This is a genomic window from Citrobacter sp. CK189 (assembly GCF_030333505.1).
In the GTDB taxonomy this organism is placed as follows: domain Bacteria; phylum Pseudomonadota; class Gammaproteobacteria; order Enterobacterales; family Enterobacteriaceae; genus Citrobacter_B; species Citrobacter_B koseri.
Map to the genome: position 1 here is coordinate 340,531 of NZ_JAOWFV010000039.1, position 12,234 is coordinate 352,764.

At 53.5% G+C, this 12,234-nt stretch carries 9 protein-coding genes; 7 read left to right on the top strand and 2 right to left on the bottom strand.

What is annotated here, in order from left to right:
* The first annotated feature begins 4 nt into the window (after positions 1-4).
* Together speA and speB are read left to right on the top strand one after the other, a co-directional pair.
* Positions 5-1,981 carry a biosynthetic arginine decarboxylase gene (speA, locus tag OGV83_RS17325; RefSeq protein ID WP_024130934.1) on the top strand — a complete coding sequence of 659 codons (1,977 nt, stop codon included), beginning with the start codon at positions 5-7 and terminating at the stop codon, positions 1,979-1,981.
* Positions 1,982-2,211: 230 nt separating this feature from the next.
* Complete coding sequence (gene speB / locus OGV83_RS17330) at positions 2,212-3,132, top strand: agmatinase (protein ID WP_012135054.1); 921 nt, start codon at positions 2,212-2,214, stop codon at positions 3,130-3,132.
* 39 nt (positions 3,133-3,171) lie between these two features.
* On the opposite strand, the gene OGV83_RS17335 is transcribed toward speB, so the two are convergent.
* A complete protein-coding gene (locus tag OGV83_RS17335; protein ID WP_286464158.1) occupies positions 3,172-4,440 on the bottom strand; it encodes an OprD family outer membrane porin in 1,269 nt (422 codons plus the stop codon).
* Between the two features lie 332 nt (positions 4,441-4,772).
* A complete protein-coding gene (gene loiP / locus OGV83_RS17340; protein ID WP_047461362.1) occupies positions 4,773-5,531 on the bottom strand; it encodes a metalloprotease LoiP in 759 nt (252 codons plus the stop codon).
* Positions 5,532-5,808: 277 nt separating this feature from the next.
* On the opposite strand from loiP, the gene tkt reads away from it, so the two are divergent.
* The 5 genes from tkt to glpX all read left to right on the top strand — a co-directional run bounded on the left by tkt (position 5,809) and on the right by glpX (position 12,234).
* A complete protein-coding gene (gene tkt / locus OGV83_RS17345; protein WP_024130933.1) occupies positions 5,809-7,800 on the top strand; it encodes a transketolase in 1,992 nt (663 codons plus the stop codon).
* A 313-nt stretch (positions 7,801-8,113) separates the two neighbouring features.
* A complete protein-coding gene (cmtB, locus tag OGV83_RS17350) occupies positions 8,114-8,554 on the top strand; it encodes a PTS mannitol transporter subunit IIA (protein WP_200029706.1) in 441 nt (146 codons plus the stop codon).
* Between the two features lie 27 nt (positions 8,555-8,581).
* The gene (locus OGV83_RS17355) at positions 8,582-9,964 is read left to right on the top strand and encodes a PTS mannitol transporter subunit IIBC (protein ID WP_286464160.1); all 1,383 of its coding nucleotides are present in this window, start codon (positions 8,582-8,584) and stop codon (positions 9,962-9,964) included.
* Positions 9,965-9,988: 24 nt separating this feature from the next.
* On the top strand, positions 9,989-11,266 hold the full coding sequence (locus OGV83_RS17360) for a zinc-binding dehydrogenase (protein WP_012135046.1): 1,278 nt from the start codon (positions 9,989-9,991) through the stop codon (positions 11,264-11,266).
* Entirely contained in the window at positions 11,263-12,234 is a 972-nt protein-coding gene (gene glpX / locus OGV83_RS17365) for a class II fructose-bisphosphatase (RefSeq protein WP_012135045.1), read from the top strand. The genes OGV83_RS17360 and glpX overlap by 4 nt, the downstream gene beginning before the upstream one ends.

A 12,234-nucleotide genomic window follows, 5' to 3' on the forward strand; every position in this document is an offset into this window, starting at 1 on the left:
CGCTATGTCTGACGACATGTCTATGGGTTCGCCTTCGTCAGCAGGCGAACAGGGTGTACTACGCTCCATGCAGGAGGTTGCAATGAGCTCCCAGGAAGCCAGCAAGATGCTGCGTACTTACAATATTGCCTGGTGGGGCAATAACTACTACGACGTCAACGAACTGGGACACATCAGCGTGTGCCCGGACCCTGACGTCCCTCAGGCACGCGTCGATCTCGCCAAACTGGTGAAAGCTCGCGAAGCGCAAGGCCAGCGTCTGCCTGCGTTGTTCTGCTTCCCGCAGATCCTGCAACACCGTCTGCGCTCCATTAACGCAGCGTTTAAACGCGCGCGTGAATCCTACGGTTATAACGGCGACTACTTCCTCGTTTATCCGATCAAGGTCAACCAGCACCGTCGGGTGATTGAATCGCTGATTCACTCCGGCGAACCGCTGGGGCTGGAAGCCGGTTCGAAGGCGGAGCTGATGGCGGTTCTGGCGCACGCCGGAATGACCCGCAGCGTGATCGTCTGTAACGGCTACAAAGACCGTGAATACATCCGTCTGGCGCTGATTGGCGAAAAGATGGGCCACAAGGTCTACCTGGTCATCGAGAAGATGTCGGAAATCGCGATCGTGCTGGATGAAGCCGAGCGTCTGAACGTGATCCCGCGCCTGGGCGTGCGTGCGCGTCTGGCCTCGCAGGGTTCCGGTAAATGGCAGTCTTCCGGCGGCGAAAAATCCAAATTCGGCCTGGCGGCGACGCAGGTGCTGCAACTGGTTGAAACCCTGCGTGAAGCCGGGCGACTGGACAGCCTGCAACTGCTGCATTTCCACCTCGGCTCGCAGATGGCGAATATCCGCGACATTGCCACCGGCGTGCGCGAATCCGCCCGTTTCTACGTTGAATTGCATAAACTGGGCGTCAACATTCAGTGTTTCGACGTCGGCGGCGGTCTGGGCGTGGATTACGAAGGAACCCGCTCGCAGTCTGATTGCTCCGTTAACTACGGCCTGAACGAATACGCCAACAACATCATCTGGGCGATTGGCGATGCGTGTGAAGAACACGGTCTGCCGCACCCAACGGTGATCACCGAGTCTGGCCGTGCGGTAACTGCGCACCATACCGTGCTGGTATCGAACATCATCGGCGTGGAGCGTAACGAATATACCGTGCCCACCGCGCCTGCCGACGACGCGCCGCGCGCGTTGCAGAGCATGTGGGAAACCTGGCAGGAGATGCACGAGCCGGGCACCCGCCGCTCGCTGCGTGAATGGCTGCACGACAGCCAGATGGACCTGCACGACATTCACATTGGCTACTCTTCCGGGACGTTCAGTTTGCAGGAACGCGCCTGGGCGGAACAGCTTTATCTGAGCATGTGCCACGAAGTACAGAAACAGCTGGACCCGCAGAACCGTGCGCATCGTCCGATCATCGATGAGTTGCAGGAGCGTATGGCGGACAAAATGTACGTCAACTTCTCGCTGTTCCAGTCAATGCCGGATGCGTGGGGTATCGATCAACTGTTCCCGGTGCTGCCGCTGGAAGGGCTGGATCAGGTGCCTGAGCGCCGCGCGGTGCTGCTGGATATCACCTGTGATTCCGATGGCGCGATCGATCACTACATCGACGGTGACGGCATCGCCACCACTATGCCGATGCCGGAGTACGATCCAGAGAACCCGCCGATGCTCGGTTTCTTTATGGTCGGCGCCTATCAGGAGATCCTTGGCAACATGCACAACCTGTTCGGCGACACCGAAGCGGTTGACGTGTTTGTCTTCCCGGATGGCAGCGTGGAAGTTGAGCTGTCTGACGAAGGGGACACCGTGGCGGATATGCTGCAATACGTACAGCTCGATCCGAACACGTTGCTGACCCACTTCCGCGATCAGGTGAAACAGACCGGTCTGGACGATGCGCTGCAACAGCAGTTCCTCGAAGAGTTTGAGACAGGGCTGTACGGGTACACTTACCTGGAAGACGAGTAGCCGCTGATGCCCGGTGGCGCTGAGCTTACCGGGCCTACGAATATAGGCCGGATACGGCGAAGCCGCCATCCGGCAGAATGCTATACTCACTTGAACCCGTATGAATTAACGGCGATAATTCGCCCCAATAAGCGATTTACGAATCAATCCCTTCCTCGTCGGGTTTAACGACGCGGAGGGGATTTTTTTTCATCTGTTTTTAATGTATCGACTTTAAAAGAGGTCAGGACATGAGCACTTTAGGTCATCAGTACGATAACTCCCTGGTTTCCAACGCCTTCGGCTTTCTGCGTCTGCCGCTGAATTTCCAGCCTTATGACAGCGACGCTGACTGGGTGATCACCGGCGTACCGTTTGATATGGCGACTTCCGGTCGTGCGGGTGGCCGCCACGGCCCGGCGGCAATCCGTCAGGTTTCCACTAACCTGGCCTGGGAGCACAACCGCTTCCCGTGGAACTTCGACATGCGCGAGCGTCTGAACGTTGTGGACTGTGGTGACCTGGTCTATGCGTTTGGCGACGCGCGCGAGATGAGTGAAAAATTGCAGGCGCATGCGGAGAAACTGCTGTCAGCCGGTAAACGTATGCTCTCCTTCGGCGGCGACCACTTCGTGACCCTGCCGCTGCTGCGCGCTCATGCAAAGCACTTTGGTAAAATGGCGCTGGTGCATTTTGACGCGCATACCGACACCTACGCGAACGGCTGCGAGTTTGACCACGGCACCATGTTCTACACTGCGCCGAAAGAGGGGTTGATTGACCCGAACCACTCCGTGCAGATTGGTATTCGTACTGAATTTGATAAAGACAACGGTTTCACCGTGCTGGATGCCTGCCAGGTGAACGATCGCGGCGTGGATGACATCATCGCGCAGGTTAATCAGATCGTTGGCGATATGCCGGTCTACCTGACCTTTGATATCGACTGTCTGGACCCGGCGTTCGCACCGGGCACAGGGACACCGGTGATCGGCGGCCTGACTTCCGATCGCGCCATTAAACTGGTGCGCGGTCTGAAAGATCTGAACATCGTCGGGATGGATGTGGTGGAAGTGGCTCCGGCTTATGACCAGTCCGAAATCACCGCGCTGGCTGCGGCGACCCTGGCGCTGGAAATGCTCTACATTCAGGCGGCGAAAAAAGGCGAATAAGTGCTTCCCCCTCTCCGTCATCAGGAGAGGGGTTTTAACTTAAAAGATGTTAAACGGATATTCCACGTAAGCGCGAATCTCGTTGCCGCTGACGTTATAGTCGCTGGCGTTGCTGGACACGCGTAATACGGAATAGCGCAGCTTCAGTTTCAGGTCTTTCGCCATGCCGTCCTGAACCTGGTATTGCACCTGGTTGAACCACTCGTGCTCTTTGCCGTTGCTGGTTGCCGATGTTTTGATGTTATCGCCGCGAACATAAGCGGTTGTCCAGCTCAGCCCCGGTAAACCGAGACCGGCAAAATCCAGTCCATATGACGCCTGCCAGGAACGTTCGTTTTCACCGTTAAAATCAGACCAGTAAGAGTTCGCCAGCCAGATGGTGTTGCCGCCATCGCCGACGCCGCCCTGATCGCGATAGCTGCCGTAGTGATAACCGGTGCGGCCGCTGCTTTGCTGATACGCCACTTTAAAGGTATGAATATCCCAGATATAACTTGCCGCCAGGCTCCAGATGCTGTTGCTGCGGCCAGTATTCAGGCTATCGGCGTAACCGGAATCCAGACGTGAGTTGTAGCCGTTAAAGTCCAGCACCAGCTGCTGTCCGGTGCTGAAAGGCTGTTTGAAGTTCAGTCCCAGATACTGTTTGTTCAGCACATCTTCGACGTGCGAGGCATACAGGGCGCCGCTGAACTGATCGTTAAACTGGTAGCTCGCGCCGCCGAAAGAGAGGCTTTTCAGGCCGCTGTTGTGGCGGTCGTCGCTTTTGCGCTGCTCGTCGGTGAAATAACCGGCATTAATTTCCAGACCGTCGATCTCTCTGGAGGTCAACATGGTGCCGGTGAAGCTTTCAAACAGCAGACGGGAATCGTCGGCGTAGACGATCGGGAGCTGCGGACGCTGGTTGCCGTAGCTCAGGACGGTGTTGGAGATGCGCATTTTGGCGGTTGCGCCAAATTTTGCCAGATCGGATTTCGCGCGGCCGTCGCTGTCTTGTTTGAAGAAGTCGATACCGCCTGCGCCACTGCGGCCACGGCCGCCGTCCAGACGCACGCCATACTGCGCAATACCGTCAACGCCAAAGCCGATCAAACCTTCGGTATAGCCAGATTCAAAGGTGGCGACAATGCCCTGGCCCCATTCGGCTTTGTCCTGTACGCCGCCCTGATAGTCGCGGTTAATCCAGGCGTTACGTAAAAAGAGATTTAAATGGCTGTCATTAACAAAACCCTGGCTGTCGGATTGTTGGCTGGCAATGGCAGGCAATGCGGCGAATAAACTTAATGCGATTAACGATATTTCTTTTTTCACTGAGGGAACTTCTCTTTATGGATAATATCAAATTGAATTACTGCGTTACGGATAGTTACCTGAATAATTATTGATTGCAAACATTTTGTGACAAAGGCTTACAGCCGTTGGCGTACCGGCCATATTGGGGCTGGACTATTTTATATTTTGTCTGCGGCGTTAAAAGAAGTGATAAAACATGCCGGGGAATATAAATACTAAAATAATCCTCTATCAGAGAATAAAACGTCGAATATATCGCTACTGTTTATATTCTGATATTTAACGTTCTGTGCGCTTAAGTTATCAATTTATGCGTTATAAAAAAGGAGGCAATATTGCCTCCTTCGTTTTTATTTAATACCGTCTGCCGCCATTCGGTCTCGAATATGCTGGGCACGTTCGGCGGAGGCCGGGTGATCGTCAAACATGGAGCTTTGACGTCCCGCTTCCAGCTTCGCCAGTTTCTCAAAACTGGTTGCCAGACCAGCCGGACTGATGCCGCGTTTGCGCAACAAGTCATAGGAGTAATCATCCGCTTCGGACTCCTGGCGCTGGGAGAACTGTGAGTTCACCAGTTTCTCGCCAAGATCGCCCAACTGCGACTGCGACAGACTGCCGACAATACCGCCAGCGGAAGCGGCTGCGGCGCGAACCGCGTTAGTCCCCAGCGCAACCTGCATCCCTTTCTTCACATGGCCGAGCGCAACGTGTCCCATTTCGTGGCCGATGACCGCCTCCACTTCGTTATCGGTCATGATGTCCATCAGGCCGCTATAGACGCGGATACAGCCGTTCGCCATTGCAAACGCGTTAACGTCTTTCGCCACATAGACTTTGTAATTCACCGGCTGGCCGTTGATATTGTCGCCGAGCGCAGAGGCGATTTTGGTCAGTCGCTTCGCGTATTCGCTGCTGGCCGGGGCGATCGTCGCCTTGCTGTCCATTTCCGTACATGCCTGGTCGCTGAGCGCTTTTACTTGCTCATCACTGAGGCTGTAAGCCTGAAAAGCGCCTGCACCTGAAGCGAGCAGTCCATTGGAGTCCATATTCTGGCAACCGGTCAGAACCGTCGCCATGCTCATAGCAAGCAGTAAAGCGCGAATTTTCATGTTTTCTCTTCCGCACGAAATCAGGATTGTTCTAAAAGTGCGCCTTGTGTCGATGAACCAGCGCCACGCTAAGTATAAAGAAAAGAACGACAAGGGGGGGAGCAGATTGCGCAACATGCGAACACGATCCGGAGATTTCTGAAGCGGCGAAAGGATGCTCCATGTACATGGCTCGCGGCTTGGGTTACATTGTTGGCACTTTTTTCCGGCGTAGCCCAAAACGCGCTGTCGTCAAGTCGTTAAGGGCATGGCCTTCATCATCCGATCTGGAGTCAAAATGTCCTCACGTAAAGAGCTTGCCAATGCTATTCGTGCGCTGAGCATGGACGCAGTACAGAAAGCCAAATCCGGTCACCCGGGTGCCCCTATGGGTATGGCTGACATTGCCGAAGTCCTGTGGCGTGATTTCCTGAACCACAACCCGCAGAACCCTTCCTGGGCTGACCGTGACCGCTTCGTGCTGTCTAACGGCCACGGCTCCATGCTGATCTACAGCCTGCTGCACCTCACCGGCTATGACCTGCCGATGTCTGAGCTGCAAAACTTCCGTCAGTTGCACTCCAAAACGCCGGGGCACCCGGAAGTGGGTTACACCGCAGGTGTTGAAACCACCACCGGCCCGCTGGGCCAGGGGATTGCGAACGCGGTCGGTATGGCGATTGCGGAAAAAACACTGGCGGCGCAGTTCAACCGTCCAGGCCACGATATCGTGGATCACTTCACCTATGCCTTCATGGGCGATGGCTGCATGATGGAAGGTATCTCCCATGAAGTCTGCTCTCTGGCAGGAACGCTGAAGCTGGGCAAACTGATCGCGTTCTACGATGACAACGGTATCTCTATCGATGGCCACGTTGAAGGCTGGTTCACTGATGACACCGCTAAACGTTTCGAAGCCTACGGCTGGCACGTTGTGCGCGGTATCGACGGTCACGATGCTGAAGCGATTAAACGCGCGGTTGAAGAAGCGCGCGCTGTTACTGACAAACCGTCCCTGCTGATGTGCAAAACCATCATCGGTTTCGGTTCCCCGAACAAAGCGGGTACGCACGACTCTCACGGCGCGCCGCTGGGCGATGCTGAAATCGCACTGACCCGCGAACAGCTGGGCTGGAAATACGCGCCGTTCGAAATCCCGTCTGAAATCTATGCGCAGTGGGATGCGAAAGAAGCCGGTCAGGCAAAAGAAGCGGCCTGGAATGAGAAATTCGCCGCCTATGCAAAAGCCTTCCCGCAGGAAGCCGCTGAATTTACCCGTCGTATGAAAGGCGAAATGCCGTCTGACTTCGATGCGAAAGCGAATGAATTTATCGCTAAGTTGCAGGCTAATCCGGCGAAAATCGCCAGCCGTAAAGCGTCTCAGAATGCGATTGAAGCGTTTGGGCCGCTGCTGCCTGAGTTCCTCGGCGGTTCCGCTGACCTGGCGCCAAGCAACCTGACCCTGTGGTCGGGTTCTAAAGCCATCAACGAAGATGCTGCGGGTAACTACATCCATTACGGCGTGCGCGAGTTCGGTATGACCGCCATCGCTAACGGCATCTCCCTGCACGGTGGTTTCCTGCCGTACACCTCTACCTTCCTGATGTTCGTGGAATATGCCCGTAACGCGGTGCGTATGGCTGCGCTGATGAAACAGCGTCAGGTGATGGTCTACACCCACGACTCCATCGGTCTGGGCGAAGATGGCCCGACTCACCAGCCGGTAGAGCAGGTGGCTTCTCTGCGCGTAACGCCGAACATGAGCACCTGGCGTCCGTGTGACCAGGTTGAATCCGCAGTGGCGTGGAAATACGGCGTTGAGCGTCAGGACGGCCCGACCGCGCTGATCCTCTCCCGTCAGAATCTGGCGCAGCAGGAACGTACCGAAGAGCAGCTGGCGAACATCGCGCGCGGTGGTTATGTGCTGAAAGATTGCGCCGGTCAGCCGGAACTGATCTTCATCGCAACCGGTTCTGAAGTTGAGCTGGCCGTTGCCGCATGGGACAAACTGTCTGCCGAAGGCGTGAAAGCGCGCGTGGTCTCCATGCCGTCTACCGACGCGTTCGACAAGCAGGATGCCGCTTACCGTGAAGCCGTACTGCCGAAAGCGGTTTCCGCTCGCGTGGCAGTGGAAGCGGGTATCGCTGACTACTGGTTCAAATACGTGGGCCTGAATGGCGCTATCGTCGGCATGACCACCTTCGGTGAGTCTGCGCCTGCTGAGCTGCTGTTCGAAGAGTTCGGCTTTACCGTTGATAACGTTGTCGCGAAAGCAAAAGAACTGCTGTAATCACGATACAACTCCGAACGGGTCGCTCAGGCGGCCCGTTTTTTATAAAGGGATTATAAATAATTTCGTTCAGACAAGTGGCCATATATGATCTAATTCACATATTTGATATTTAGTGATTTGATGTAATTGTGATGAATAACACATAAATACAGTTGCTTTTTATTTTTATGTTTTTAACTGTCTGTTTTTATTGAGTTCTAAAAAAACACTTTCTCCTTCTTCGCATTTTTCCCCTCGATTGATTTCGCTTTGCCGCGCGAGTATTTTGTTTTTAACGATAAGCAGTACCCTATATAAATAAGGATAATTTATGCGGCTGATTGATTATTTCCCTGAATCGTCAATAGCAATAAAAAATGCAGCGACTGACTGGCGCGAAGCAATTGATTTTTCCATGTCCTCTCTGCTTTCTCATGATTATGTTAACTCACGGTATATTCAGGCCATTAAAGAGTCCACATTAACCAATGGACCTTATTATATTCTGGCTCCAGGCGTCGCAATGCCGCATGCGCGTCCTGAATGTGGTGCTTTAAAAACGGGGATGTCGTTAACACTCCTCCGGCAAGAAGTGAAGTTTACAGAAGATGATCCGATCAAACTATTAATCGGCTTATCCGCCGCAGATGCGGACTCTCACATTGGCGCTATTCAGGTGTTAAGTGAATTATTATGTGAAGATGAAATTCTTACTGAGTTGTTAACAGCGACATCTGAAAAACAGCTAGCGGATATTATTGCTCGCGCATAATTAATTTCTCCTCTACAGGATATTATTATGGAACACAAGTCTGCTCGTGCAAAGGTCCAGGCTTTTGGGGGCTTTTTGACTGCAATGGTCATTCCCAATATCGGCGCATTTATTGCCTGGGGGTTTATTACTGCCTTATTTATTCCAACCGGTTGGCTACCGAATGAACATTTCGCCAAAATAGTTGGCCCTATGATCACCTATTTGCTGCCAGTAATGATCGGTTCTACTGGCGGCCATCTGGTGGGCGGGAAACGAGGCGCGGTGATGGGGGGAATTGGTACGATTGGCGTCATTATCGGCGCGGATATTCCTATGTTCCTCGGCTCAATGATCATGGGGCCACTTGGTGGACTGGTGATTAAACATATCGACCGACTGCTGGACAAGCGTATTCCCGCTGGCTTTGAGATGGTGATTAATAACTTCTCTCTGGGTATTGCCGGGATGCTCCTGTGCCTGCTGGGGTTTGAGGTGATTGGCCCGGCAGTGCTCATCGCGAATAATTTTGTGAAAGAGTGTATTGAATCGCTGGTGCATGCCGGTTATCTGCCGCTGCTGTCGCTTATTAACGAACCCGCGAAAATTCTCTTTCTGAATAACGCGATTGATCAGGGCGTCTATTACCCGTTGGGGATGCAACAGGCGTCGGAGACGGGGAAATCGATTTTCTTCATGGTGGCCTCTAACCCTGGCCCGGGATTAGGGCTGCTGCTGGGCTTTACCTTCTTTGGCAGTGGTATGAGCAAAAAGTCCGCGCCGGGAGCGATGATCATCCACTTCCTGGGGGGGATTCACGAGCTGTACTTCCCGTATGTACTGATGAAACCGTTAACGCTGATTGCGATGATCGCTGGCGGGATGACGGGAACCTGGGTGTTTAATCTGTTAGGCGGCGGACTGGTTGCAGGCCCAAGTCCGGGTTCGATTTTCGCGTACCTTGCGCTGACGCCGAAAGGATCTTTCCTGGCTACGATCGCGGGTGTAACGGCGGGAACGCTGGTGACCTTCATCGTGACTTCGATCATCCTGAAAATGGAAAAGAGCGTTGAAACGGAGAATGAAGGAGACCATTTCGCAGAGTCTGCGAAAGCCGTGAAGGCAATGAAACAGGAAGGCGCATTTTCTTATAAGAATATTAAACGTATCGCTTTTGTTTGCGATGCCGGAATGGGTTCCAGCGCGATGGGGGCAACGACATTCCGTAAGCGTCTGGAGAAAGCCGGTCTGGTGATTGCGGTGGCTCATCATGCTATCGAAAATGTTCCTGATGACGCCGATATTATCGTGACGCATGCCAGCCTTGAGGGCCGCGTTAAGCGTGTGAGTAATAAGCCCACGGTGTTAATTAAAAATTACATCGGTGACCCACTGCTGGATGAATTATTTAAAAAACTCATCGCGGATTAGCATCATCAATTTTTCGGAGTAACTATGAAGACCAAAGTCGCTGCTATTTATGGTAAGCAGGATGTTCGCATCCGCGAGTTTGAATTGCCTGAAATTACAGATAATGAACTGTTAGTGAGTGTAATATCAGACAGCGTATGTTTATCGACATGGAAAGCCGCCACGTTAGGTAGCGAGCATAAACGTGTGCCTGATGACTTAGAGAATCACCCGGTTATTACTGGTCATGAGTGCGCAGGTATTATTGTTGAGGTGGGGAAAAACCTGACCGATAAATATAAAAAGGGACAACGTTTTGTGTTGCAACCGGCGATGGGGTTGCCCAGCGGATATTCAGCGGGATATAGCTATGAATATTTTGGCGGCAATGCGACGTATATGATTATTCCTGAGCTGGCGATTAACCTCGGCTGTGTTTTACCGTATCACGGCTCTTATTTCGCGGCGGCGTCACTGGCAGAACCCATGTGCTGTATTATCGGCGCATACAATGCGAACTACCACACGACGCCTTATGTTTATGAGCACCGCATGGGGGTGAAACCTGGCGGTAATATTGCGCTTCTGGCGTGTGCCGGGCCGATGGGGATCGGCGCCATTGATTATGCCATCAACGGTGGTATCCAGCCTTCGCGAGTGGTGGTGGTCGATATTGATGAAGCCCGTCTGTCACAAGCGAAAAAACTGCTGCCGGTCGAGCTGGCGGCGGCGAAGGGGATTGAGCTTGTTTATGTGAATACCTGCGGCATGGAAAACCCGACGGCAAAACTGCGTGCGCTAACGGAAGATGCGGGTTTCGATGACGTTTTCGTTTATGCCGCCGTCCCGGCGGTGGTGGAAATGGCCGATACACTGCTGGCTGAAGACGGTTGTCTGAACTTTTTCGCGGGCCCAACGGATAAAGATTTTAAGGTTCCGTTTAACTTCTATAACGTGCATTACAACAGTACCCATGTTGTGGGAACGTCCGGCGGTTCGACCGATGACATGAAAGAGGCCATTGCGTTAAGCGCCACAGGGCAATTACAGCCTTCGTTTATGGTAACGCACATTGGTGGGCTGGATGCCGTCCCGGAAACGGTGCTTAACCTGCCCAATATTCCGGGAGGGAAAAAACTCATTTATAACGGCGTGACCATGCCGCTGACCGCTATCGCCGATTTTGCCGAAAAAGGAAAAACCGACCCGTTATTCAAAGCGCTGGCGCGTCTGGTTGAAGAGACGCACGGCATCTGGAATGAAAACGCGGAGAGATATTTGCTGGCGCAGTTTGGCGTAGATATTGGGGAGGCGGCGGCATGATGTCTCTGGCGTGGCCGCTTTTTCGGATTACGGAACAGGCAGCGCTTGCTGCCTGGCCGCAAACCGGATGCGGCGATAAAAACAAAATCGATGGACTGGCGGTGACAGCCATGCGTCAGTCATTAAATGAAGTCGCCATGCGGGGCAAAATTGTTATCGGCGAAGGCGAAATCGACCATGCACCGATGTTGTATATCGGTGAAGAGGTCGGAACCGGGACAGGGCCGAGCGTGGATATCGCCGTCGACCCGATTGAGGGAACGCGCATGGTGGCGATGGGGCAGAATAATGCGTTGTCCGTGATGGCGTTGGCGCCGCAGGGGAGCCTGCTGCATGCGCCTGACATGTATATGCGCAAACTGGTGGTTAACCGTCAGGCAAAAGGGGCGATTAACCTCGCGTTATCGCTGGAAGAGAACCTGCGTAATATTGCCGCTGCGCTGAATAAGCCGCTCACGTCGTTGCGTATGGCGACGCTGGATAAACCGCGCCATCAGGCGGTTATTCAGCAGGCCGCGCAGCTTGGCGTCAAGGTGTTTGCCTTGCCGGATGGCGATGTCGCCGCCAGCGTATTAACCTGCCAGCAACATCATCCGTTCGATGTGATGTACGCTATTGGTGGCGCGCCGGAAGGGGTGATATCAGCCTGCGCCGTGAAGGCGCTTGATGGTGATATGCAGGCTGAGTTGATTGACTTTTGTCAGGCGAAAGGTGAAACGGCGGAACACCGATTGATCGCGAACGATGAGTTACGTCGCTGTAAGCAAATGGGTGTCGCGGTGAACCGGGTTTATACGCTGGATGAACTTGTGGGAAGCCAGGATATTCTGTTTTCAGCAACGGGCGTAACGGGAGGCGATCTGTTACATGGCGTGCAGAAAACGGAAAATGGCGTCAGTACGCAAACATTACTGATCGGCGGCATCGATCGAACGTGTAATATAATAGACTCTCTGCATTGCTGGTGA

Bases quoted from the DNA above. Each gene is read 5' to 3' on its own strand.
- speA (WP_024130934.1), top strand. From the start codon at position 5: ATGTCTGACGACATGTCTATGGGTTCGCCTTCGTCAGCAGGCGAACAG.
- speB (WP_012135054.1), top strand. From the start codon at position 2,212: ATGAGCACTTTAGGTCATCAGTACGATAACTCCCTGGTTTCCAACGCC.
- loiP (WP_047461362.1), bottom strand. From the start codon at position 5,531: ATGAAAATTCGCGCTTTACTGCTTGCTATGAGCATGGCGACGGTTCTG.
- tkt (WP_024130933.1), top strand. From the start codon at position 5,809: ATGTCCTCACGTAAAGAGCTTGCCAATGCTATTCGTGCGCTGAGCATG.
- cmtB (WP_200029706.1), top strand. From the start codon at position 8,114: ATGCGGCTGATTGATTATTTCCCTGAATCGTCAATAGCAATAAAAAAT.
- OGV83_RS17355 (WP_286464160.1), top strand. From the start codon at position 8,582: ATGGAACACAAGTCTGCTCGTGCAAAGGTCCAGGCTTTTGGGGGCTTT.
- OGV83_RS17360 (WP_012135046.1), top strand. From the start codon at position 9,989: ATGAAGACCAAAGTCGCTGCTATTTATGGTAAGCAGGATGTTCGCATC.
- glpX (WP_012135045.1), top strand. From the start codon at position 11,263: ATGATGTCTCTGGCGTGGCCGCTTTTTCGGATTACGGAACAGGCAGCG.